Source organism: Streptacidiphilus anmyonensis (assembly GCF_000787855.1).
Classification (GTDB): domain Bacteria; phylum Actinomycetota; class Actinomycetes; order Streptomycetales; family Streptomycetaceae; genus Streptacidiphilus; species Streptacidiphilus anmyonensis.
In genome coordinates, this window is record NZ_BBPQ01000062.1 from 1 (window position 1) to 23,164 (window position 23,164).

General features: G+C 71.7%; 18 protein-coding genes. 9 read left to right on the forward strand and 9 right to left on the reverse strand.

Annotated elements, in window-relative coordinates:
- From TR50_RS33295 to TR50_RS33305, 3 genes are all read right to left on the reverse strand, one after another.
- On the reverse strand, positions 1-656 hold a 656-nt coding region (locus TR50_RS33295; RefSeq protein WP_042431133.1), incomplete at its 3' end, for a DUF4140 domain-containing protein.
- A gap of 553 nt (positions 657-1,209) precedes the next feature.
- Positions 1,210-2,889, reverse strand: coding sequence for a DUF885 domain-containing protein (locus TR50_RS33300; protein ID WP_042431135.1), 1,680 nt, complete (start codon positions 2,887-2,889; stop codon positions 1,210-1,212).
- A gap of 29 nt (positions 2,890-2,918) precedes the next feature.
- Positions 2,919-3,599 carry a rhomboid-like protein gene (locus TR50_RS33305; RefSeq protein WP_042431137.1) on the reverse strand — a complete coding sequence of 227 codons (681 nt, stop codon included), beginning with the start codon at positions 3,597-3,599 and terminating at the stop codon, positions 2,919-2,921.
- A gap of 146 nt (positions 3,600-3,745) precedes the next feature.
- Here TR50_RS33305 and TR50_RS33310 point away from each other — a divergent pair, with 146 nt between their 5' ends.
- Positions 3,746-4,576: a TetR/AcrR family transcriptional regulator gene (locus tag TR50_RS33310; protein ID WP_084701389.1), complete on the forward strand. Its 831-nt coding sequence runs from the start codon at positions 3,746-3,748 to the stop codon at positions 4,574-4,576.
- A gap of 244 nt (positions 4,577-4,820) precedes the next feature.
- Here the strand turns inward: TR50_RS33310 and TR50_RS33315 are convergent, their stop codons facing one another.
- A complete protein-coding gene (locus tag TR50_RS33315; RefSeq protein WP_042431139.1) occupies positions 4,821-5,687 on the reverse strand; it encodes a fumarylacetoacetate hydrolase family protein in 867 nt (288 codons plus the stop codon).
- A 244-nt stretch (positions 5,688-5,931) separates the two neighbouring features.
- On the opposite strand from TR50_RS33315, the gene TR50_RS33320 reads away from it, so the two are divergent.
- Complete coding sequence (locus TR50_RS33320) at positions 5,932-8,244, forward strand: FdhF/YdeP family oxidoreductase (RefSeq protein ID WP_042431141.1); 2,313 nt, start codon at positions 5,932-5,934, stop codon at positions 8,242-8,244.
- A gap of 66 nt (positions 8,245-8,310) precedes the next feature.
- On the opposite strand, the gene TR50_RS33325 is transcribed toward TR50_RS33320, so the two are convergent.
- The gene (locus TR50_RS33325) at positions 8,311-9,747 is read right to left on the reverse strand and encodes a C40 family peptidase (protein ID WP_152648780.1); all 1,437 of its coding nucleotides are present in this window, start codon (positions 9,745-9,747) and stop codon (positions 8,311-8,313) included.
- Between the two features lie 437 nt (positions 9,748-10,184).
- On the opposite strand from TR50_RS33325, the gene TR50_RS33330 reads away from it, so the two are divergent.
- Both TR50_RS33330 and TR50_RS33335 read left to right on the forward strand, forming a co-directional pair.
- Positions 10,185-11,354, forward strand: a complete 1,170-nt coding sequence (locus TR50_RS33330) for an inorganic phosphate transporter (RefSeq protein WP_042431143.1) — start codon at positions 10,185-10,187, stop codon at positions 11,352-11,354.
- A gap of 11 nt (positions 11,355-11,365) precedes the next feature.
- Positions 11,366-11,584, forward strand: coding sequence for a hypothetical protein (locus TR50_RS33335; protein WP_042431145.1), 219 nt, complete (start codon positions 11,366-11,368; stop codon positions 11,582-11,584).
- 233 nt (positions 11,585-11,817) lie between these two features.
- Here TR50_RS33335 and TR50_RS33340 read toward each other — a convergent pair whose 3' ends face one another.
- Both TR50_RS33340 and TR50_RS33345 read right to left on the reverse strand, forming a co-directional pair.
- The gene (locus TR50_RS33340; protein WP_042431147.1) at positions 11,818-12,927 is read right to left on the reverse strand and encodes an ABC transporter permease; all 1,110 of its coding nucleotides are present in this window, start codon (positions 12,925-12,927) and stop codon (positions 11,818-11,820) included.
- A 91-nt stretch (positions 12,928-13,018) separates the two neighbouring features.
- A complete protein-coding gene (locus TR50_RS33345) occupies positions 13,019-13,780 on the reverse strand; it encodes an enoyl-CoA hydratase/isomerase family protein (protein WP_439654266.1) in 762 nt (253 codons plus the stop codon).
- 138 nt (positions 13,781-13,918) lie between these two features.
- On the opposite strand from TR50_RS33345, the gene TR50_RS33350 reads away from it, so the two are divergent.
- The 4 genes from TR50_RS33350 (at position 13,919) to TR50_RS43170 (ending at position 18,023) form a co-directional block, all read left to right on the forward strand.
- Positions 13,919-14,728: a polysaccharide deacetylase family protein gene (locus TR50_RS33350; protein WP_042431150.1), complete on the forward strand. Its 810-nt coding sequence runs from the start codon at positions 13,919-13,921 to the stop codon at positions 14,726-14,728.
- Positions 14,728-15,933, forward strand: a complete 1,206-nt coding sequence (locus TR50_RS33355; protein WP_042431152.1) for a YncE family protein — start codon at positions 14,728-14,730, stop codon at positions 15,931-15,933. The genes TR50_RS33350 and TR50_RS33355 overlap by 1 nt, the downstream gene beginning before the upstream one ends.
- A gap of 257 nt (positions 15,934-16,190) precedes the next feature.
- Entirely contained in the window at positions 16,191-16,637 is a 447-nt protein-coding gene (locus TR50_RS33360) for a hypothetical protein (protein ID WP_042431154.1), read from the forward strand.
- Between the two features lie 204 nt (positions 16,638-16,841).
- Positions 16,842-18,023 (forward strand): VanZ family protein, encoded by a 1,182-nt coding sequence (locus TR50_RS43170; RefSeq protein WP_160311229.1) that lies wholly within the window; start codon positions 16,842-16,844, stop codon positions 18,021-18,023.
- Between the two features lie 84 nt (positions 18,024-18,107).
- On the opposite strand, the gene TR50_RS33370 is transcribed toward TR50_RS43170, so the two are convergent.
- Positions 18,108-19,556 (reverse strand): FtsW/RodA/SpoVE family cell cycle protein, encoded by a 1,449-nt coding sequence (locus TR50_RS33370; protein ID WP_042431193.1) that lies wholly within the window; start codon positions 19,554-19,556, stop codon positions 18,108-18,110.
- A gap of 140 nt (positions 19,557-19,696) precedes the next feature.
- Between TR50_RS33370 and TR50_RS33375 the strand changes: the two genes are divergently transcribed.
- On the forward strand, positions 19,697-20,419 hold the full coding sequence (locus TR50_RS33375) for a VOC family protein (RefSeq protein ID WP_042431156.1): 723 nt from the start codon (positions 19,697-19,699) through the stop codon (positions 20,417-20,419).
- Positions 20,420-20,510: 91 nt separating this feature from the next.
- Here TR50_RS33375 and lon read toward each other — a convergent pair whose 3' ends face one another.
- The gene (gene lon / locus TR50_RS33380; protein WP_042431158.1) at positions 20,511-22,958 is read right to left on the reverse strand and encodes an endopeptidase La; all 2,448 of its coding nucleotides are present in this window, start codon (positions 22,956-22,958) and stop codon (positions 20,511-20,513) included.
- Positions 22,959-23,164 lie beyond the last annotated feature (206 nt).

Sequence of the window (23,164 nt, forward strand, 5' to 3'; positions counted from 1 at the left end):
GGGGCCGGGTCGGGGTCGGGGTCGGGGTCGGGGTCGGAGTGCTCGGCGGGCTGCTCGTCGACGGTGAGAGTCAGGACGGCGTCGGCGGTGGTGCGGGTGGTCTCGGTCGGCATGGCGTTGGACGCCTCGGCGAGACGGTGCCGGGCGAGGTCCAGCTCGTGCGAGGCGCGGGTGACCGCGTCCTCCGCGTCGAGCAGCCGCGTGTGCAGGGCGGCGAGCCGCGTGTCGACGAACTCGGCGAGCGCGAGGAACGCCTCGACCGGCGCGGGCCTGGGTGGGTCCCCACGCCTCGGCGCGGGCGGCGCCGCCCGGAGCGACGCCGTCGCGTCGACCCGCGCGGCGAGGCGCTCCCGCCGCGCGTACGCCGCGTCGTAGGCCCCCTCGGCGGCGTCGACGCGCTGCTTCAACTCCGCGAGGCGCTCGGGTTCCTGCGGCTCGGCGCGCACCTCCCGCCGCACGTCCGTCACCCGGACGCCCGGGGTGACCGCGCGGGCGCGCAGGGACGCCGCGTCCGCGACGAGCGGCAGGCCGCTGACACGCAGGCGCGCTGCTCCCGTCCACTGCCGCGCCACGACCACCCGTCGCCGGCACAACGCCCCGGAGGCGTACACGGTGACGGAGTCCAGCCGCGACTCCGCGACGAATTCCCGCTCCACGAGACCCCCTCAGGTCGCCGAGACCCCACCGTATCCGGTGGGGCCTCCGGCAGCCGGGAATCCGCGACAGAGGGGCGTGCGGATTCCCGTGGCGGCAACGCGCGCCGCCCAGGCGCGTGGCTGCCGCTGAGGGCCACTCGCCGACAGCCACCGGCCCAGGCCGTCCGGCGGGCGCTTCGCGCGTGCGTCGTCCTGCGTCAGGGGCAGGGGCCTCCGGGGTGGCCCGCCAACGGGCGCTACTCCCACGCCTGACGACCGGAGCCCCGCGCACACGGCCAACGCACGGCGCATGAAGGGCAACTGCCGCCGGGAGGTCGCCCCCACTGGACAGCACCCCCACGCCTGAGGCCGGGACCCCGCGCGCACAGCCAACACACGGCGCGTCACAGGCAGGCTCCGCTGAAGGCCGCCCGCCACCAAGCACTTCCCGCCCCGGCCGGCCGTGAGGCCGCGCACCGCCGGCGCGCGGCGCCGACGGGCAGGCGGCCCTGGAGGGCCGCCTGTCGGGGGTGCGGGCGCACGCGCCTGGTGGCGCGGGAGCGAGGGGGAGGGCCTACAGGGCCGTGAGCTCGGAGATCAGGTCGTCGAGGCCGAAGCTGCCCTGGGACAGGGCCTTCATGTGCCAGGCCTTCAGGTCGAACTCCTCGCCCCGGGCCTCGTGCGCCGCCTTGGCCGCCTCGCGGCCGGCGCGCCAGGCGCGCTCGCCGAGCTTGTAGCCGATGGCCTGGCCGGGCCAGCCGAGGTAGCGGGTGATCTCGCTCTCGCGCATGTCCGCCGGGCTGCCGCTGTAGGCCGCGAAGAACTCCGTGGCCAGCTCCGCGGTCCAGGTCTCGCCGGGGCGGAACGGCGAGTCCGCCGGGATGGCGAAGCCGAGGTGCATGCCGATGTCGATGATGACGCGGATGGTGCGCAGCATCTGCTCGTCCAGGAAGCCGAGCCGGCGGCCCGGGTCGCCGAAGAAGCCGAGCTCGTCCATCAGCCGCTCCGCGTACAGCGCCCAGCCCTCGAGGTTGGCGCTCACGCCGCCGAGGGTGACCTGGTACGTGGAGAGCTGATCCGCCGCCGCGACCCAGGACGCGAGCTGGAGGTGGTGGCCCGGAACGCCCTCGTGGTACCAGGTGCTGACGAGCTGCCAGGTCGGGAAGGTCTCGCGGCCCATCGTCGGCAGCCAGGTGCGGCCGGGGCGGGAGAAGTCCAGGCTCGGCTCGGTGTAGTACGGCGCGGCGGCGCTGCCCGCGGGCGCGATCCGGGACTCGACGCGACGGATCTTGCCCTGGATGTCGAAGTGCGTGCCGTCGAGGGCCTCGATGGCCTCGTCCATGCGGGCCTGGAGCCAGGTGCGGATCTCCTCGACGCCCTCGATCGCGTGGCCGGAGGTCTCCAGGTACTCGATCGCCTCCTGCGGCGTCGCGCCCGGCTTGACCTTGTCCGCCTCGGCGCGGATCTCCGCCTCGAGGCGGTGGAACTCGGTCCACGCCCAGGCGTAGGCCTCGTCGAGGTCCAGGTCCGCGCCGGTGTGCAGGCGGGCGGAGCGCAGGTAGAGCTCGCGGCCGGCGGTGTCGGGACGGTCGGCGGCGACGGGCGTGTACTCGTCCCGCAGGAAGGCGCGGAACTCGGCGATCGCGGCGGCGGCCGGCTCGGCGGCGGCGTCCAGGGCGGGACGCTGTGCCTCGGGGCAGTCCGCGGCGAAGCCGCTGTACCAGCTGTCCTCGTCCTCGAACCAGGCGCCGAGCTGCTCGATCACGGTGCTGACCTGGCGCGGCCCGCTGACCAGGCCGCGGCGCAGGCCCTCGGCGAGGGTCTGCTGGTAGCCGCGGACGGCCGCGGCCGTGTTGGCCATCCGCTCGATGAGCAGCTCCCAGTCGGCCTCGGTCGCGCTCGGCGTCATCGTGAAGATCGCGCGGACCATGTGGACCGGCGAGGCGATGTTGTTGAGCGAGCGGAAGTGGTCGCCGGCGTCGTGCACGGCGAGTTCCGCGGTCAGGCGCTCGCGCAGCAGCCGGGCGCAGGCGGCCTCGGCGCGGTCCTCGAGGGCCTCGGCCGGCAGGGCGTCCAACGCGGCGAGCGCCTTGCGGGCGAGCTCGGCCTCGGCCTCGAAACCGGCCGGGGACAGGTCGGGCTGGCGCCGATCGTCCGGGTGGAGGCCGAGGGAGGCGGCGACGGCGGGATTCTGGCGGGCCATCGCGTCGACATAGTCGTCGGCGATTCCGCGCGGGGTGAGGGAGTCTGCCATGCGAGCATCTTGCACCACGGAGCGGGGTGCTAACCCTGACTTTTCCCTACCCGTTGCCGTACACCCCGGATGACCTTGCGCGGGTCGATCCCCGGGTCCGTCTTTCCCCGTGTCAGGGGCCGACAGGCCAGGCCGATCAGATAGGCGCACAGATGACCGAGGTTTGTGTAGTCGGTGCCGGAGGCGAGCAGCAGCGCGAAGAAGACGGCCGTGATCGCCAGGTACCACCACCGCCACGGCCGGTCGATGAGCCACACCAGCACCCCGACCGCGCCGGCCACGCCGTAGCTCACGCCGATGTCCAACGTGAACACCTCTCTGCGCGAGTCCAGTCCGGCGTCGATGAGCAGGCGCACCGTGCCCTCGCTGATCAGCGTCGCGCCCACGTGCGCGAGGGCGACGACGGCGAGCCAGCGGGCGGTGCCGAGCCGCCGCTCGACCGGCACCAGGAAGATGTTGAACACCACGAACCAGAAGAGGAAGCTCGGCGTCTGCGTCCAGAACGCGCTGCTGATCAGGACCTTGACCGGGTGGTGGCTGAGCTCGGCCAGGTTGGTGCTGTGGGTCTCCAGCCACCAGTGCCGGTAGCGGGGCGGCATCTGCGTCAGCGCGATGGTGTTCAGGCCCAGGAAGAGCAACCACAGGTAGGTGCCGGGCGCCGCACAGATGTAGCGCCAGACGTGGCGGGCTACCCGCGCGACACGTTCCATGCCGCCATTCTGCCTGGATCTTCCCCCGCGCCGGGAACGATCAGATCGCAGACCGCCCGAAGGAGGTGCTCCGCCTGCGGGATTCCGCCCGCGCGAGAGGGACTTCGCCCTGCTCCGGGCGGACCTCGGCGGCGTAAGGTGGGCGCGTGACGACCCGAGCGACCGTCGACCAGACCCCCTCGGCCGTGCCGAAGGCCCAGGCTCCGGCCCAGGCTGCGGCCCCGGCCCCGGCGAAGGCCCCGGCTGCGGCGAAGGCCCCGGCTGCGCCACGCGCACGCCGCGGACCGTACCGGCGGCTGCCGGTCGAGCAGCGCCGCGAGCAGTTGATCGCGGTGGCGCTGGAGTTGTTCAGCCGCCGCGCGCCGGAGGAGGTCTCCCTCGACGACGTCGCCGCCGCGGCGGAGGCGTCGCGGCCGCTCGTCTACCGCTACTTCCCCGGCGGGAAGCAGCAGTTGTACGAGGCCGCACTCAAGAGCGCGGCCAGCGAGCTGATCAGCCGGTTCGTGGAACCGGCGGACGGCTCCCCCACGGAACGCCTCGCGCACGCACTGGACCGCTACCTCTCCTTCGTCCACGAGCACGCGGCCGGCTACGGCGCGCTGCTGCGCGGCGGCTCGGCGGTGGAGACGCACCGCACGACGGCGATGGTCGACGAGGTCCGGCGGGCGGCGTTCCGCAGCATCGTCCAGCATCTGGAGGTCGCGGACCCCGGCCCGCGCCTCGGCCTGCTGATCCGCTCGTGGATCGCGGTCGTCGAGGCAACCGCGCTGACCTCCCTCGACGAGGGCGATGTCGGCGACGTGGAGTCGCTGCGGGACTGGCTGGTGGACCAGTTCGTGGCGATGTTCGCGGTGACGGCCCTGCACGACGCGCAGAGCGCGGCGGTGCTGCGGCGGTTGCTGGCGCACTACGACGGCGTCGGGCCGGGCGCGAAGCTCATCGAAGGCCTGGGCGGACTGCTGCTCTCCGAGGGCTGAGAGGAAGGCTTCGGGCGGGGGAAGGTCGCACTGTCCAGGGGCGCGGGGAACTGCGCGACCATCCCGCTGCCTTCGGCCGGGAGGTGCCCCCCATCCCTGGGAGGTGAGCCGCCGAACGCGCAGGGCCATCCGCACGCCGGTGGTTGCCCGCGCCCACGCGGCGGGAACCGCATGTCGGCGGAGCCGCATGTCGGCACAGCCCCGCGCCCCTGAGTGCTGCAACCTCCGGCGCGCCGGAGAAGGGTTACGCTTTGCCCACCGGCAGCCGCTGCGCGCCGAGGCCGTCGATCTCCAGCTCCATGACGTCGCCCGGCTGGAGCCACGGCTGGCCCGGGGTGCCCATGGCCACGCCAGCCGGGGTGCCGGTGTTCACGATGTCACCCGGCTCCAGGACCATGAACTGGCTGAGATACCAGACGACGTGGCGCACGTCGAAGATCATGTTCGCGGTCGAGCCGTTCTGGCGGACCTCGCCGTTGACCCGGAGGCGCAGGCCCAGGGACTGCGGGTCGGGGACCTCGTCCGCGGTGACGACCCAGGGGCCGAGCGGGTTGAAGGTCTCGCAGGACTTGCCCTTGTCCCAGGTGCCGCCGCGCTCCAGCTGCCATTCGCGCTCGGAGACGTCGTTGCTAATCGCGTAGCCCGCGATCACGGAGTCGGCGTCCGCCGGGGAGTCGAGGTAGCGGGCACGGGCGCCGATGACGATGGCGAGTTCGATCTCCCAGTCCGTCTTCGCGCTGCCGCGCGGGACGAGGACCTCGTCGTGGGGGCCGACGACGGTGTCGGCGGCCTTCATGAAGACGACCGGCTCGGCCGGGATCGCCTGGCCCGTCTCCTCGGCGTGGTCACGGTAGTTGAGGCCGATGCAGACGACCTTGCCGGGGCGCGCCACCGGCGCGCCGACACGTGCTCCGGCCAGGGGCAGGAGCGGGAACTCGCCGGCGGTCGCGCGCACGGCGAGGTCCGCCCGGCGTTCGGGCGTCAGCGAGGCGAGGAACGCGCCGTCGATGTCGGGCGTCACCGCCGACAGGTCGTGCGCGGCCTCCGCGGTCGCGGTCAGCAGCAGCGCGGGTCGCTCGGAGCCCGCAGGTCCTACGCGCAGGAGTCGCACCTGCGAATCACCCACCTTGCGATCGGGACGGTCCGGTCGCCCACCGTCGCTGGAGAGAAGGAGATCCGTTTCTAGCAGGTCACGACCGATCCGGGCCATGGGGCGCCCGCGATACGGACGAGTAGCAACAGGCGGCCGAGCGTTCCGAGATTCTCTGAATGGGCCTATTCACTCCCCTTGCGGCCTAGTGGAAAGATGTGCGGGTCGACCACGGCGAAGCCGCAGCGAAGGAAAGGTGGGACGCATGGCCCGCAAGGCTCCCGTCACGGACCCGGTGCAGGACGCGCCCACGACCGGTGACCCGGCCCACGCCGCGGCGGGCGTGCCCGCGCTGAGGCACACCACGCGGATCGCCGCGGCGCAGATGGGTCTGCCGCGCGCGGTCAAGACGCTGCTGAAGCTCAACCAGCCGGACGGCTTCGACTGCCCCGGCTGCGCCTGGCCGGAGCCGGAGCACACCCACGCCGCCGAGTTCTGCGAGAACGGCGCCAAGGCCGTCGCCGAGGAGGCGACCCTGCGCCGGATCGGGCCGGAGTTCTTCGCCGAGCACTCCGTCGAGGAGCTCGCGGAGCGCAGCGGCTACTGGCTCGGCCAGCAGGGCCGCCTGACCACGCCGATGCTGCTGGACGAGGGCGCCACCCACTACACGCCGCTGTCATGGGACGACGCGCTCCAGCTCGTCGCCGACGAGCTGAAGGCGATGGACGAGCCGGACCAGGCCGTCTTCTACACCTCCGGACGCACCTCCAACGAGGCGGCCTTCGCCTACCAGCTCTTCGCCCGGCAGCTCGGCACCAACAACCTGCCCGACTGCTCCAACATGTGCCACGAGTCCTCCGGCTCCGCGCTGGTGGAGACGCTCGGCGTGGGCAAGGGCAGCGTCCACCTGAAGGACCTCTACCAGGCGGACCTGATCATCGTCGCCGGGCAGAACCCGGGCACCAACCACCCGCGCATGCTCTCCGCGCTGGAGCGCGCCAAGCGGGCCGGAGCGACGATCGTCAGCGTCAACCCGCTGCCCGAGGCCGGGCTCGAACGGTTCAAGAACCCGCAGAACGCGCGGGGTCTGGTCGGCATCGGCACCAAGCTGACCGACCTGTTCCTGCAGATCCGTCTCGGCGGCGACCTCGCGCTCTTCCGCGCGCTCAACCTGCTGCTGCTGGAGGCCGAGGAGAAGGCCCCCGGCACGGTGCTGGACCGCGCCTTCATCGAGGAGCACTGCGCCGGCTTCGAGGAGTTCGCCGCCGAGGCCAAGCGCACCGACTGGGCCGACGTCCACGCCGCGACGGGCCTTCCGGACAGCCAGATCCTGGAACTGTCCCAGCTGGTGCTCCGCTCCGAGAAGATCATCGTCTGCTGGGCGATGGGCCTCACCCAGCACCAGCACTCGGTGCCCACCATCCGCGAGGTCGTCAACTTCCTGCTGCTGCGCGGCAACGTGGGCAGGCCCGGCGCCGGCGTCTGCCCCGTGCGCGGGCACAGCAACGTCCAGGGCGACCGCACCATGGGCATCTTCGAGCGCCCGGCCGCCGCGTTCCTGGACTCCCTCGGCAAGGAGTTCCACTTCGACCCGCCGCGCGAGCACGGCATGGACGTGGTCGACTCCATCCGCGGCATGCGCGACGGCAGGGTGCGGGTCTTCTTCGCGATGGGCGGCAACTTCGTCGCCGCGTCGCCGGACACGGAGGTGACCGAGGCGGCCATGCGCAACTGCCGCCTCACCGTGCACGTCTCGACCAAGCTCAACCGCTCGCACGTGGTCACCGGCGCCCGCGCGCTGATCCTGCCGACGCTCGGCCGCACCGACCTGGACCGCCAGGCCTCCGGTCCGCAGCAGGTCACCGTCGAGGACTCGATGGGCATGGTCCACGCCTCGCGTGGCGCACTGAAGCCGCCGACAACGGACCTGCTGTCCGAGGTCGCGATCGTGTGCAAGCTCGCGCGGCGCACCCTCGGTCCGCAGAACACCGTGCCCTGGGAGGACTTCAACGCCTCCTACAGCAACATCCGCGATCGCATCGCCCGCGTCATCCCGGGCTTCGAGGACTACAACACGAAGATCAAGGCCGCCGGCGGCTTCGCGCTCCCCCACGGGCCGCGTGACAAGCGGGCGTTCCCGACCACGACGGGCAAGGCGAACTTCACCGTCAACGAGATGACGGCGCCGAAGGTGCCGCAGGGCCGCCTGCTGCTCCAGACGCTGCGCTCGCACGACCAGTACAACACCACGATCTACGGCCTCGACGACCGCTACCGCGGCATCACCGGCGGCCGCCGGGTGATCCTGCTGAACCCCGAGGACGCGACCGCCGTCGGCGTGGCCGAGGGCGAGTACGTGGACCTGGTCAGCGAGTGGCGTGACGGCGTGGAGCGCCGGGCGCCGCACTTCCGGGTCGCCCTCTACCCCACGACACGGGGGTGCGCGGCGGCGTACTACCCGGAGACCAACGTCCTGGTCCCGCTGGACAGCACCGCCGAGACCAGCAACACCCCGACGTCCAAGTCGGTCGTGATCCGTCTCGAGAAGGAGCCCGGGACGGAGCTCCAGAAGGCGTAGTCACCGACCTGGTCGGCGCCGGGCCCGAGCCCCTGAGGGCTTCGGGCCCTTACGGCTTTGGAGCCCTTACGGCTTCGGGCCCAGCGCGACCTTGGTGCTCGTGGTCGCGGACGACACCGCCGAGGGAGAGACCGAGGCCGACGACGTCACCGACAGGGACGGGCTCGGGGAGGGGCTGCCGGAGGACGAACCGCTCGGGCTCGGCGTCGGCGTGGGCGACGGCGACTGCGAGGGCCCGGTGGTCGGGGACGGGGTCGGCTTAGGCGTGGGCTTCGGGGTGGGCGTGGGCGTGGGCTTCGGGGTCGGCGGCAGGGTCGGGCCTATCGGCTGCGGGTTCTGCGAACCCGCCGGAGGCGTCGGCGGGTTGTAGCTGCCGAGCGAGGCGTCCTGGGGGTCCGGGCGGACCGCGCCGAGGATCGGGTTCTGGGCGATCGGCGCGATGTCCACGAACGCGCCGGGGTGCGGGGCCTGGATGACCATGCCGCCGCCGATGTAGATCGCGACGTGCGTCGCGCCCTGGAAGTAGAGGATCAGGTCGCCGGGGCGCAGCTGGTCCAGCGGGATGTGGGTCAGCTGGGCCCACTGCTCTTGGCTGGTGCGCGGGATCGGGACGCCCGCGGCGAGCCATGCCTGCGAGGTGAGGCCCGAGCAGTCGAAGACCTTGGGCCCCGCGCCGCCCCAGACGTACGGCTTGCCGAGCTGCGCGAAGGCGTAGGCGACCGCCGCGGCGCCGGCCGCGGACGGCTTCTCGCCCGCCTTGCCGAGCACGCCGGAGGCCAGCAGCGCCAACTGCGCCGCGTTGGCCTCCTTCTGCTCCAGCTGCGACAGCAGATCCCGCTGCGCGCCGGTCAGCCCGCTGACCAGCTGTTCGAGACCGGTCAGCTCCTTGTTGACGGCGTCCTTCTGCTTGCCCTGCGCGGCGACGAGCTGGGCGACGCGCGCCTGCGCGGCCTTCGCCGCGGTCTCCGACGCGGTGAGCGCGGCCTGGTCGTCGGAGAGCTGGCGCAGCAGGTCCGCCTGGGAGCGGGCCGCCGCGTCCAGCAGTTCCTTGCCGTGGATGGCGGCGTCCGGGTCGGCGGCGAAGACGATCTGGGCGATCTGCGAGAGCCCGCCGTCGCGGTACTGCTGCGAGGCGAACTCGCCTGCCAGTTCCGTGCCCTCGGCGACCTGGGTCTTCGAGTCCGTGACCTGGACGTCGATCTCCATGACGTTCGTCTGGGCCTGGTTCAGCTGCTCGGTGAGCGAGTCGTACTGCTGGGTGGCCGCCTCCACCTGCTGGTAGAGGTTGTGCAGGCGGGTCAGGATCGGCAGCAGCGCCTTCTCGGCCTGGCTGAGGTTGGCGAGCCCGGCCTGCCCGGTGATCGAGCCGGTGCTCGACGTGCCGCCGCTTCCGCCGGCGGGTGTCGCGGAGGCCGACCCGGCGGCCGGCAGCACCGCGAGCGAGGCCGCCGCGAGCATCAGTCCGCAGCGCAGGACTCCCCGCAACCACGGACGCCGTTCCATGCCGCCGATGCTCAGCACTCGCCCCAGCCCCTTCGTCCTGTGCCGCTCCCCGCGGCACACCCCGAATACGCCCCGAAACACACCCCCCGGTGCGTGCACGGGTGATCCTCCCATGCCCCGTCGGAACACGGCAGTACGCACCCGCCGTTCCGGCCGATTCTGAGAGCACTCACACCCGGAGGCCCAGCGGACCGCGCGGGCGTGAATGTGACGCACCACTCACCACAGGGAGAGACGAACACGGTGTGAACGGGGGAGCCCAACGGCCGCAAGGGCGAGCCCTGTCAGCAGACGTCGGCTTGCGACCCTTTTGTCATGCTTACGCGCCCCCATCAACTCTGAATCGGTTCGTAGTTAACCTTCCGTTCACTCGGGCTCCCTACGGTCACGGTCGCGGCGACCGCCGTGCACGCCTCCGCTGAGACGATTGTTTGGGCATGGAACACGTATCGTTCCTGGTGACCGCCGTAGTGATCACGGCTCTCGCCTTCGACTTCACCAACGGCTTCCACGACACGGCCAACTCGATGGCCACCTCGATCGCCACCGGAGCGCTGCGGCCCAAGCTCGCCGTCGCGATCTCCGCGGTACTGAACCTCGCGGGCGCCTTCCTGTCGGTCGCCGTCGCCAAGACCATCTCCGGCGGCATCCTCGACGAGAAGGCCGGACTCAAGCCGCAGATCGTCTTCGCGGCCCTGATCGGCGCCATCGTCTGGAACCTCGTCACCTGGCTGCGCGGCATCCCGTCCAGCTCCTCGCACGCCCTGTACGGCGGACTGATCGGCGCGACGCTGTTCGCCGTCGGCAGCCACGGCGTCCACTTCGACGTGGTGATGACGAAGATCATCATCCCGGCCGTCGCCTCCCCGATCGTCGCCGGGGCGGCGGCCTGGGCCGCCACCAAGATCGCCTACCGGATGACCCGCAAGGGTGACGAGCAGGTGAACTCCAGGGGCTTCAAGGCCGGGCAGGTCGCCTCGGCGATGCTCGTCTCCGTCGCGCACGGCACCAGCGACGGCCAGAAGACGATGGGCGTCATCACGCTCACCCTGATCACGGCCGGTTCGCTGGCCCCCGGCTCCAACCCGCCGCTGTGGGTCATCCTGGCCGCCGGCCTCGCCATGGCACTGGGCACCTACGTCGGCGGCTGGCGCATCATCCGCACCATGGGCACCGGCATCTCCGAGATCGAGCCGGCCCAGGGCCTCACCGCGCAGAGCGCGGCGGCGACGGTCATCCTGACCTCCTCCCACATGGGCTTCGGCCTGTCCACCACGCACGTCTGCTCCGGCGGCATCATGGGCGCCGGCAAGGGACGCGCGAACGGCGTCGTGCACTGGTCCACGGCACGCCGGATGGCGTACGCGTGGCTGCTCACCCTCCCGGCCGCGGGTCTGGCCGGCGGCCTCGGCGTGCTGCTGGCCGACCAGGGCGCGTGGGGCGAGACCGCGCTCGGCCTGATCGGCGCGGGCGTGGCGGCCACCATCTTCGTCCTGTCGCGCCGCCAGAAGGTCGACGCGGCCAACGTCGTCGCCCACGAGATCACCCCGGCGTCCCCCGTGCCGTCGGTCGACCCGGCGGCCCCGGCCGCGCCCGTCGCGGCCTGAGGAGCATCACGATGAACATCAACTGGTCTGCGCTCGGCAGCACCTTCGGCGCAAGCGTCGTCATCACCGTCGCGGTGGTCGCCGCGTTCTGCCTCGGCATGTCGGCGCTCTCGCGCCGCGAGCGCACGACGGGCGGCGCCGCCGTCGCCTCCCTGAGCGCCGCGGTCCTCAGCTTCGCGCTGTGCGCGAGCGCGGTGGGCTACGGCTTCTACCTCATCGGGCACAAGTAGCACTCCCCCGGCCTCCGGCCGGGAGACCCTCGATCTGACGGGCGGACAGTCCTGCGCACGCAGCGGCTGTCCGCCCGTCAGCGCGTTGTCGCCCCGCGGGGGCGTAGTTCGAACCGGCGACGCTGAGCGATCCACCCTGGCCGGGGACTCGGCGGGCGCCGCATCCTGCCGCGCTTCGCGGCCGAAGGCGAAGGGCGTCCCACCACCCGGGCCGCGGTCGCCGACGGCCGTGCTCAGGGCGTCTCCTGGGTCGGGGCGGCGGCGTGGGACGAGGGCGCGGACGGCGGGGCGGGGAGGTCGGGGCGGCCGGGGCCGCGGCGCATGGCGGAGGCGAGCAGGGTGAGGCCGACGCCGACCACGATCCAGGCCGAGAGGACCAGCAGCGGACGCAGGATGTCCGTGCCGTGGAAGTACGCGATCGACCGGTTGAGGTCCGTGCCCGCGCCGTTGGGCAGCCAGGGGCCGATCGCGCGCCAGAAGGGCGGCATCAGCGGGGGCGGGAAGACGCCGCCCGCGCTCGGATTGCCGAGGATGACGAAGAGCAGGACCGCGATGCCGATGCCGATGACGTCGAAGAAGCACTCCAGCGCCATCGTCACCGCGCCCACCCCGAAGACCACCATGGTGCCGACGCCCCACAGCGCGACGATGCTCCCCGGCAGCGCGCCCAGGATCGGTCCCGCGATCAGCGCGCCGCCCAGGCCCGCGGCCATCGAGAAGAGCAGCAGCGCGCCGAGCCGGATGATCCCGCGCTGGACGTTGGCCGGGCGGGTGCCCGCGCTGATGCCGAGCAGGGAGGCGACCAGGTAGCCGCCCACGCACCAGCCGACGGCCAGGTAGAAGGACGAGAGCCCCTCGGCGTCGCCCGGCGCGAGCGGGACGACGTCCGTGACCGCGACCGTGCGGCCCTGCTGCGCCTCGGCCTGGGTGACGATCTGGGTGACCGCGGTGGCCAGGGCCGGACCGGCAGCGTTGGCCACGAGCAGCGTGTCCCGGGTGCCGGTCGGGGCGATGACCAGGGCCGTGTAGATCTTCTGGTCCTTGATCTGCTGGACGGCCGTCGCCTCGTCGGCGACCGGCCGGGCGTCGAGGACGTCGTTCGGCAGCCCGTTGAGGTTCGCCACGGCCTGCGCGCTCGCCTGCGGCGGAGCGACGACGCCGATGGACGCCTGGTACGGGTAGGGGTGATGCAGCGCGCCGATGTAGGACACGATGAAGCCCAGTTGGAGCCCGAGCACCGCGATCACGAGCAGCGCGGTGCGCCCGTTGACGGCGTCCCTGAGCTCCGCGAGGAACCCGCGACGGCCGGCCGCGCCCCTGCTCCCGGTCACTCCACTGGCCATCAGGTCCGTCCGTTCCGGTCTGGAATGAAACGGACATCAAGCTATTTTCCGGACGGCTTGGGCCGGAGCAGGCGCGCCGAGGGCAGCGGGGTCAGAACCGCGGCGCGCGCCGCTCCAGGAACGCGGCCAGCCCCTCGCGCACGTCCGGCGTGGTCCGCGACGCGCGCTCCCACGGCTCGGCGGCGGCCTGCGCGTCGCCGCCCGTCACCACCGCGTCCACGACGGCCTTGACCGCGCCCTGTGTCTGCGCCGAGCGCGACGCCAGCACCCGGGCGAAGGCGGTCGCACGCTCGTGGACCTCGTCCACGACCTCGTCGACCAGGCCGAAGACCAGGGCCTGGTCCGCCGTCACCAGTTCGGCGGAGTAGAGCAGATACTTCGCACGCGCAGGGCCGACGAGCCGGGCCAGGCGCGCCGTGGGCACGGACGGGTAGACGATGCCGAGCTTGGCCGGGGTGATCCCGAACCGCGCGCCGCGCGCGGCGAACCGCAGGTCGCAGGCGACCGCGAGCTGGCAGCCGCCGCCGACGCACGGGCCGTCCACGACCGCCAGCGTGGGATGCGGGAAGGCCGCGAGCGCCGATTCCGCGGCGACGTTGACGGCGTGGTACTCGTCGGCGGCCTCGGGGCTCGCGTAGACGTCGGCCAGCTCGCCGATGTCCGCGCCCGCGGAGAACGCGCCGCCCGCGCCCGTCAGCAGCAGCACGCGCAGGCCGGGCTCGGCGGCCAGTCGGGTGAGCACGCCCGGCAGGGCCTCCCACTGGGCGCGGGTCAGGGCGTTCTTCTTCTCCGGCCGGTCCAGCAGCAGGACGGCGATCCCGTCCTCCCCGAGGAAGGCACGCAACCCCGGCACGTCGAAAGGGAGCTCTTTCCGGTCGGTTGTGAGCACCTGATCTCCTTGTTCCGCCTGTGTTCCGCCGAACTGCCGACTCCGATCGTCCGTCAGAGTCTCGGCGCGCGGATATGTGACGTTCCGCATACCGTCGGGACGGTGAGCCCCCTGGACCGCCGCCACGTCCTGCGCGCCGCCACGCTCGGTGCCGCCGCGTCCATGTTGAGCGCCTGCGGCAGCGGCACGCCCACCGTGCCCACCGCGACGCCGACGCCGTCGCGGAACGCCGGCACGTCGCAGCCAGGCACCACGTCACGGACGGGCACGTCGTCGGCCACCGCCGCACCGGCCGTCGCGCCGGCCGCGGAGCTGCCGTTCGAGATCCGCTCCGGGCCGACGACCGCCGACCGGGTGGCGCTCACCTTCCACGGTCAGGGCGACCCAGCCATCGCCCGTTCGCTGCTCACCGAGGCGGAGCGGGCGGGGGCGAAGATCACCGTGATGGCGGTGGGAAGTTGGCTGGACAGCTACCCGGAGATGGCGCGGAGCGTCCTCGACGGCGGCCACGAGCTGGGCAACCACACCCAGAACCACGTCGCGATCTCCACGCTCTCCGCGGACGCGGCCTACGCCGAGATCGAGCGCTGCGCGCAGCGCCTGCGGCAGCTGACCGGCTCGATCGGGCCCTGGTTCCGGCCCTCGCAGGCCCAGGACTGCACGGCCGTGGTCGCCGCCCAGGCCCGCCGGGCGGGATACGCCCACTGCCTCTCCTACGACCTGGACTCCCTCGACTACACCGACCCCGGCGCGAGCGCCGTGACGCACACCGTGCTCAGCCAGGTCCGCGCCGGGTCGGTGGTGTCGATGCACTTCGGGCACAGCGGCACCGTCGCCGCGCTGCCCGCCATCCTTGACGGCCTCCAGCAGCGCGGCCTCCGCGCTGTCACGACCTCGGAGCTGCTGAGCTGATGCGCACTCACCGCCTTGCCACCGCCGCCGCCCTGAGCGTCGCCACGCTGCTGGTGCCCACCGCCTGCAGCTCCGGCGGCCCGGCCGACACGAACGCGGTGGGCGCGCGGCAGCAGGCGGCCGCCGCGCGCTCGGCCGCCGCCGCTGCCGCCGCCCAGGCCAAGAGCGGTGACGCGGACCTGCCGGGCATGCCCCCGCTGGTCGACCCCAAGGACGTCTACGCGGCCGACCGGCCGAACCAGATGTCGCCCGTGGTGAAGGGCTTCCCCTCGCGCGTCTACGTGCCCAACACGCTCTCCAACACGGTCACCGTGATCGACCCGGCCACCTACAAGGTCATCGACACCATCCCGGTCGGCAACGAGCCGCAGCACGTCGTCCCGTCCTGGGACCTGAAGACCCTCTGGGTCAACAACGACCTCGGCAACACCCTCACCCCGATCGACCCCGCCACCGGCAAGGCGGGCCGCACCGTCGACGTGCACGACCCGTACAACCTCTACTTCACGCCCGACGGCAAGTACGCGGTGGTGATGGCCTCCGCCGACCACCAGCTGGTCTTCCGCGACGCCCACACCATGAAGACCGTCAAGGCGATCCCGTCCCAGTGCGACGGCGTCAACCACGCCGACTTCTCCCCCGACGGGCGCTACTTCATCGTCTCCTGCGAGTTCTCCGGCGACCTGCTCAAGGTCGACACGGCGAAGATGGAGATCGTCGACAAGCAGAAGATCCCGTTCACCGGCTCGATGCCGCAGGACGTGAAGATCTCCCCCGACGGCAAGGTCTGGTACGTCGCCGACATGATCGCGAACGGCGTGTGGGAGCTGAACGGCGACACGTTCTCCAAGCCCACCCTGCTGCCGACGGGCGCGGGCGCGCACGGCCTCTACGTCAGCCGGGACTCCAGGTACCTCTACATCTCCAACCGCGGCGAGGGCTCGATCTCGGTCCTGGACTTCGCCACCGGCAAGCTGATCCACAAGTGGTTCATCCCCGGCGGCGGCAGCCCCGACATGGGCGGCGTCTCCGCCGACGGCAAGGTCCTGTGGCTCTCCGGCCGCTACAACTCCGTCGTCTACGCGATGTCGACTGCCGACGGAAGGCTGCTGGCGAGGATCCCGGTCGGGGAAGGCCCGCACGGCCTGTGCGTCTACCCCCAGCCGGGACGCTACTCCCTCGGGCACACGGGCGTCTTCCGCTGAGGAGGACCCGTGCCCCCGACCGGGGGCCCCGGGCCGCCGGTCGGCTGGAAAAGATGCCGGCAGACCGGAAATTCTCCCCCCAATACGACGGGGACCGCCTCCCACCATTCGGGGGAAACCGCATCCTGTGATGTTTTTCAGCCAACCAATGGCTCAAGATCATCTTTGGGCGGCTGATCAAGCTCGTTAGCCTCGTCCGGAATTTGATCGTCCCGGCTGGAAGTGATCGACCGGGTACGGATGAAGAGAGACAGGGCATGAAGAAGAACACGCAGAAGAAGATCGCCGCAGGGACCGGCCTCGGAGGCATCCTGCTCGCGAGCGCGGTCGTCCTGGCGGCCCCGGCACACGCTGCCACCAGCTGCCCGAGTGACGGACACATCTCCCCGTACGAGACCTGTTCGTCGCTGAGCAACGGCGTCCTCGATCACTACGCGTCATCGAACTACAGCAGCCAGGCGAAGGCTCTGTCGACGTCGTACTACAAGTCCGGCGGCGGTCAGATCTACCGTCAGTTCGGCTGGTCCGCCCCGTTCAGCGGCATGAGCACGCAGTGGAGCGGCTGGGGCTACCAGTCGTCCGGCACGACCAACTCGTACTCCAAGACCGTGTCCGGAAACCTCAGCAACTGCAAGACCACTCAGGGCTACATGAACGTGAGCGGTTCCGGCATCTACACCACGCCCTACGTGGGCAACTGCTGATCCGAACGCGACCTGAAGTCGCCGCCCTCCCCTTGCTGGACGACGGGGAGGGCGTCTCCATGACCAACGGACCTACGGATGATCCAGGCATTCTTTCACGGTCGGTCGACCGATCTCTGGGGCTCGCTCGGACTCTGCCTCTTCGTGGGCGCGACGAGCCTTCTGTACGGAATCAAGAAATTCACGAGGCCGTGGTCCGGGGCGATGTTCTCGGCCTCGGTCGCCGGCGTCCTGTGCCTCGTCTTCATGGGTTCATCGGGTCACGCCCGATACACCTGCACGATCAACCCGCATTGGGCGGACGCCTTTCTCACGGAACAGGGGCAGCTCAACATCGCGCTCTTCGTCCCGATGAGCGCCCTGGCGGTCCTCGTGTTCCGGTCGCCGCTGGTCGCCCTTCTCATGGGCTCGGCCCTCAGTCTCGCCATCGAGGTCACTCAGGCGACCGTGGCCCCGCTGGCCCGTACCTGCGACAGCACCGATTGGACGGCCAACACCCTGGGTGCGGCTGTGGGCGCCGGACTCGCCTGGTCTCTCCTGGTCCTGGCCAGCCGCTCGGTGTCACTGACGATCCACCTGCGGCCGGTCCTCATCGGAGCCCTCGGCACTGCGGGCGTCTGTCTCACCGTATTCCTCAGCTGCGTCCAGCCGGTCCTCGCGGCCCCCTCCGGCATCAGTGACGCGAGCCCCAGCATGCGCACAGCCGTCGAGCGCGCTCTCAAGCAGGCTTTCGGCACCACCTACCGGATCAGCGGCGTCTCCTACATATCGACGGATCACGTCGTTCTGGTGAACCTCGACGGCGGGTCGGCTTCACTGACCTGGCCGGGTGGTTCCAACCCGTCGCAGCTCGTGGTGAACCTTCGCCCGGAACAGCAGGGGGTCCCCGCCGACCAGGCGACTTCGTTCCCCGTCGCCGGAACCCAGCGTCCCTCGAGTGCAAGTGACGCCGCAGCCATCGCCCGACGCTACGCGGCCGAGCACTTCCCCGATGTTCTCAAGGGCTCGACCGCCGACATCCAGTCGGCAGCAGACGGTCGGCTCGGCTGGGACATCGACATCAGACGGGTGGTGAACGGCGTCCTCATGCCGATGCGGTTCACCGTCGGGATCGACACGGTGGGACACGTCAGGGATTTGCTCGTGCAGGACACCCCCGACCCGGCCCGTCTGCCGCCGACCACGCTGACGGAACAGCAAGCGCTTGCTTCCGTCGCGAGGACCTCCGCGACCGCCGAGCCGAGTCCGACCGGCCCCGGGCTGCTGCTCGTCCGTCGTGAGGCGGGCGCGTGGCGCGTCGCCTGGGCCTTCCCCATGGGAGTGAACGGGCAAGCCGCCGGTACCGCGTACGTCGACGCGACCACCGGACGGCTGCTGACGCCCTGAGCCGCGTCGGCGGCGCCGAGGGCATCATCAGGAGCTCGGCTTCCGCGGCCGGAAAGCCCCCACGGGGATCCCCCCGCGCACCGGTCAGTTGCCCGCCTGCTCCATCTCGGCCTGGGCGCGGGCGATCTCCTCGGCGGAGATCGTCAGGGTCTCGTTCGGGTCCGGCTTGGGCTCCATCTCGGCGCGGCCGGCGGCGTCGCTCAGCTTGATCAGCAGGGCGATCATCAGCCAGTTGGCCACCGTCGAGGAACCACCCTGGGCGAGGAACGGCAGGGCCTTACCGGTCTGCGGAATCAGGCCGATGACACCGCCCGCCACGACGAAGACCTGGAGCACCAGCGCGGCTGCGAGGCCCGCCGCGAGGAGCTTGCCGAAGGGGTCGGTCAGCCGGACAGCCGTGCGCATGCCGCGCTGGCCCAGCATCAGGTAGAGCACCAGCACCACCATGATCCCAGCGGTCCCGAGCTCCTCGCCGACGGTGGAGAGGATCCAGTCGCTGCGGCCGGCGAAGCCGATCAGCCAGGAATCGCCCTTGCCGAGCCCGGTGCCGAGCAGCCCGCCGTGGCCGAGGCTGAACAGCGACTCGGCGAGCTGCGGCGAGGAGCCCTGCGGTGAGGGGGTCCCGTAGTACGCCATCGGGTCGAGCCAGTTGTTGACGCGGTACTTGACGTGCGTCACCAAGGTGCCCGCCGCGACCGCACCGCCCACGGCCATCAGGCCGCCGAGAACGACCCATCCGGTCCGCTCGGTGGCGACGTACAGCATGATGATGAACGCGCCGAAGAAGATCAGCGAGGTGCCGAGGTCGGACTCGAAGACCAGGACGACGAGGCTGACGGCCCAGACGACCAGGATCGGCCCCATGTTGCGGCCGCGCGGCAGTGCGATGCCGAGCACCTTCCGGCCGACCAGCGCGAGGGCGTCGCGGTTGGCCATCAGGTAGCTGGCGAAGAAGACGATGATCGCGATCTTGGTGAACTCACCGGGCTGGAACTGCAGCGGGCCCAGCCGGATCCAGCGGCGGGCACCATACTGGTCCTGGCCGAAGAAGGCAGGCGCGACCAGAGCGATCAGCGAGCCCGCCATCAGCAGGTAGGTGTACCGCGCGAGCACGCGGTGGTGCTTGACGAAGGCGACCAGGCCCGCGAACACGACGACGGCTATGACCGTCCACATCACCTGGTTCGGTGCGGCCGCGGTCGAGTTGTAGACCTTGATGTACGACGTGTCGAGCCGGTCGATCAGCACCAGCCCCAGTCCGGTCAGGACCACGGCCAGCGGCAGGATCAGCGGGTCCGCGTACGGAGCCCAGCGCCGCACCACGAGGTGCGCCGCGATCGCGAGCACGCCGAGGCCGAGCACCGACGTGAGGAAGCCGCTCGACAGCTTCCCGGTCAGCCCCAGGTCGGCGTCCGCCTTGGCGAAGCCGCACACGGCGATGGCGAAGAGCAGGAGGAACAGTTCGAGGTTCCGCCTGCGCTTCGCCCCCGGTGCAACCTCCACGGCAGCGCTCCGCGAGCTCCGTGCGCCCATCTTCTGCACCCACCCAACACTTCACCGACGTTCCGAGAACCGTGGCATTGTCGCAGGTCCGGTCTCAAGGTTGGGAACGCGTCTGCGAGCCCTCCGGTTCTCCGCACGGGACGGGTGTGACGCAGGCTACGCTGCGAACCATGATCCGCTGGGTGTACGCGTTCGTGGACCGTCCTCGTGACCGCTTCGACGCGGCCGCCGCCTTCTGGACGGCGGTGACCGACACGACCCTGTCCGCGCCGCGCGGCGCGGACGGCGAGTTCGCGACCTTCCTGCCGAACGGCGGCGAGGACGCCTTCCTCAAGCTGCAGGCCGTCGGCGAGGGGAACGGCAGCCACCTCGACCTGGCGGTCGAGCGCCCCAGGGCGCTGGCGGACGACGCCGTGGCGCTGGGCGCGGAGGTGGTCGCGGAGCACGGGGCGTGGGTCGTCCTCCGCTCACCCGCCGGGCAGCTGTTCTGCGCGGTCCCCTGGCACCGGGAGTACCGGCGTCCGCCGGTCTTCGCGGGCACCCGCGTGGACCAGGTCACGATCGACATCCCGGCCGAGGCCTACGAGGCCGAGACCGAGTTCTGGACCGAGCTGACCGGCTGGACCGTGGACAAGGGCTCCCGGCAGGAGTTCAGGGTCGTGCAGTCCCCCGCCGAGCTCCCCGTCCGCCTCCTGCTGCACCGGCTGGACGAACCCCGGCCCACCGGGGCCCACCTCGACCTCGCCTGCGCGGACCGCTGGGCCACCCGGGAGGCACACGAGGCCCTGGGCGCGACGTTCGTCGCCGAGCACGGGAACTGGATCGTGATGCGCGACCCGGCGGACGGGATCTACTGCCTCACCGGACGGAATCCGGTGACCGGAACGCTGTAGTTGCAGCACGCCGAGGGGCGCGGGGAACCATCCAGTGCGGATGGCCCCGCGCCCCTGATCGTGCGACGTCAGCCGGGAGCCGACGTGCGGCTTACGCCGCGATGGACTCCTGGAGGGCCGCCGCCGGCTCCAGCGCCAGGTCGAGGACCTGGCGGACGTCGGCGACCGCGTGGACGGTCAGGCGCTCCAGGACCTCCGCCGGGACGTCGTCCAGGTCCGCCTCGTTGCGCGAGGGGATCAGGACGGTGGTGATCCCGGCCCGGTCGGCCGCGAGCAGCTTCTGCTTCACGCCGCCGATCGGCAGGACGCGACCGGTGAGGGACACCTCGCCCGTCATCGCGACCTCCGGGCGCACCTTCCGGCCGGACAGCAGCGAGGCCAAGGCCGTCGTCATCGTGACGCCCGCGCTCGGGCCGTCCTTGGGGACCGCGCCCGCGGGGACGTGGATGTGGATGCCGCGCTCGCGCAGCGAGGTGACCGGCAGCTCCAGCTCCGCCCCGTGCGACCGCAGGAAGCTCAGCGCGATCTGCGCGGACTCCTTCATCACGTCACCGAGCTGGCCCGTCAGCGTCAGCCCGCTGCCGCCCGTCTCCGGATCGGCGAGCGAGGCCTCGACGAACAGGACGTCGCCGCCCGCGCCCGTCACGGCCAGACCGGTCGCCACGCCGGGGACGGCGGTGCGCCGCTCCTCGGGCTCCTGCGCGTGCTCCGGGGTGAACCGGGGCCGGCCGATCAGGCCGCGCAGGTCGGTCTCGTGGACGGTGCGCGGCAGCTCCGCGCCCGCCTCGCCGAGCTCGTTCTGCGCCGCGACCTTCCGCAGGATGCGCGCGACCGCGCGCTCCAGCGTGCGCACGCCCGCCTCGCGGGTGTACTCGGCCGCGAGCTTGCGCAGCGCGTCCTCCTCGACGACGACCTCGTCGGCGCCGAGGCCGGCCCGCTCCAGCTGGCGCGGGAGCAGGTGGTCGCGGGCGATGACGACCTTCTCGTCCTCGGTGTAGCCGTCCAGGCGCACCAGCTCCATCCGGTCGAGCAGCGGCTCGGGGATGGCCTCCAGCACGTTGGCGGTGGCCAGGAAGACCACGTCGGAGAGGTCGAGCTCGACCTCCAGGTAGTGGTCGCGGAAGGTGTGGTTCTGCGCCGGGTCCAGGACCTCCAGCAGCGCCGCCGCCGGGTCGCCGCGGTAGTCCGAGCCGACCTTGTCGATCTCGTCCAGCAGCACGACCGGGTTCATCGAGCCGGCCTCCTTGACGGCCCGCACGATGCGGCCGGGCAGCGCGCCCACGTAGGTACGGCGGTGGCCGCGGATCTCCGCCTCGTCGCGGACACCGCCGAGGGCGACGCGGACGAACTCACGGCCCATGGCGCGGGCGACGGACTCACCCAGCGAGGTCTTGCCGACGCCGGGCGGGCCGACGAGCGCCAGCACCGCGCCGCCGCGACGGCCGCCGACCAGCCCGAGGCCGCGGTCGGACCGGCGCTTGCGCACGGCCAGGTACTCGACGATGCGCTCCTTGACGTCGTCGAGCCCGAAGTGGTCGGCGTCCAGGACCGCACGCGCGCCGGCGATGTCGTAGGCGTCCTCGGTGCGGCTGTTCCAGGGCAGCTCCAGGACGGTGTCCAGCCAGGTGCGGATCCAGCTGCCCTCGGGGGACGCGTCGCTGGAACGCTCCAGCTTCTCGACCTCCTTGAGCGCCGCCTCCTTGACCTTCTGGGGCAGGTCGGCGGCCTCGACGCGGGCGCGGTAGTCCTCCTCCTCGGAGTCGGGCTCGCCGTTGAGGTCCGCCAGCTCCTTCTTCACCGCCTCCAGCTGGCGCTGGAGCAGGAACTCCTTCTGCTGCTTCTCCATGCCCTCCTGGACGTCCTTGCGGATGGTCTCCTGGACCTCCGCCTCGGCCAGGTGGTCCTTGAGCAGCTGCAGGGCGAGCTTGAGCCGGGCCACCGGGTCCAGCTCCTCCAGGACCCGGACCTTCTCGGCCGCGGTCACGAAGGGCGCGTAGCCGATGTTGTCGGCGAGCTCGGAGACGCCGTCGATCTGCGTGAAGCGGTCGACGACCTGCCAGGCGCCGCGCTTCTGCAGCCACGCCGTGGTCAGCGCCTTGTACTCGGTGACGATCTCCGTGATGGCGCCGGGCAGCGGCGACGGTACGGCGGCCTCCTCGGCCGGGACCGCCTCCACCCAGAGCGCCGCGCCGGGGCCGGTCGTCCCGGCGCCGATGCGGACGCGGCGCACGCCGCGCACGAGCGCGGCGGGATCGCCGTCGGCGAGACGGCCCACCTGCTCGACGGTCGCGACGGTGCCGATCGCGCCGTACTCGCCGTCGACGCGCGGGACGAGCAGCACGCGCGCCTTGCGCGCGTTCGCCACCGTCCTGATGCCCGGGGCGTGCGCCCCGGTCTCCCGAACCGCCGCCTGCGCGGCCTCCACAGCGGCACGGACGTCCTGGTCGGAAAGGTCCAGTGGGACGACCATGCCGGGGAGAACCGCGTCGTCGTCGAGCGGCAGCACCGGCAGGGTGAGCGTTCCAGAGGTCGAAGCCATGATTTCTCCCCGGTCATGCAAGTTGAGTTACATGGACTAAAGGTTCATGACCCCGATAATGTTCCCCGCTCACTGTTCGCTCTGAGCGATCAGTTCTCCGCTCCCAGGATCTTCGGCGCCCAGGCAGCGATGAGCCCGTCCCCGGGCGCGAGCTCCTGCGCCCGGCGCAGCAGCGGTACGGCCTCGCCCGCCGCACCCCGCCGGTA

Bases quoted from the DNA above. Each gene is read 5' to 3' on its own strand.
- TR50_RS33300 (WP_042431135.1), bottom strand. From the start codon at position 2,889: ATGGCAGACTCCCTCACCCCGCGCGGAATCGCCGACGACTATGTCGAC.
- TR50_RS33305 (WP_042431137.1), bottom strand. From the start codon at position 3,599: ATGGAACGTGTCGCGCGGGTAGCCCGCCACGTCTGGCGCTACATCTGT.
- TR50_RS33320 (WP_042431141.1), top strand. From the start codon at position 5,932: ATGGCCCGCAAGGCTCCCGTCACGGACCCGGTGCAGGACGCGCCCACG.
- TR50_RS33325 (WP_152648780.1), bottom strand. From the start codon at position 9,747: ATGGAACGGCGTCCGTGGTTGCGGGGAGTCCTGCGCTGCGGACTGATG.
- TR50_RS33330 (WP_042431143.1), top strand. From the start codon at position 10,185: ATGGAACACGTATCGTTCCTGGTGACCGCCGTAGTGATCACGGCTCTC.
- TR50_RS33335 (WP_042431145.1), top strand. From the start codon at position 11,366: ATGAACATCAACTGGTCTGCGCTCGGCAGCACCTTCGGCGCAAGCGTC.
- TR50_RS33340 (WP_042431147.1), bottom strand. From the start codon at position 12,927: ATGGCCAGTGGAGTGACCGGGAGCAGGGGCGCGGCCGGCCGTCGCGGG.
- TR50_RS33355 (WP_042431152.1), top strand. From the start codon at position 14,728: ATGCGCACTCACCGCCTTGCCACCGCCGCCGCCCTGAGCGTCGCCACG.
- TR50_RS33360 (WP_042431154.1), top strand. From the start codon at position 16,191: ATGAAGAAGAACACGCAGAAGAAGATCGCCGCAGGGACCGGCCTCGGA.
- TR50_RS43170 (WP_160311229.1), top strand. From the start codon at position 16,842: ATGTTCTCGGCCTCGGTCGCCGGCGTCCTGTGCCTCGTCTTCATGGGT.
- TR50_RS33370 (WP_042431193.1), bottom strand. From the start codon at position 19,556: ATGGGCGCACGGAGCTCGCGGAGCGCTGCCGTGGAGGTTGCACCGGGG.
- TR50_RS33375 (WP_042431156.1), top strand. From the start codon at position 19,697: ATGATCCGCTGGGTGTACGCGTTCGTGGACCGTCCTCGTGACCGCTTC.
- lon (WP_042431158.1), bottom strand. From the start codon at position 22,958: ATGGCTTCGACCTCTGGAACGCTCACCCTGCCGGTGCTGCCGCTCGAC.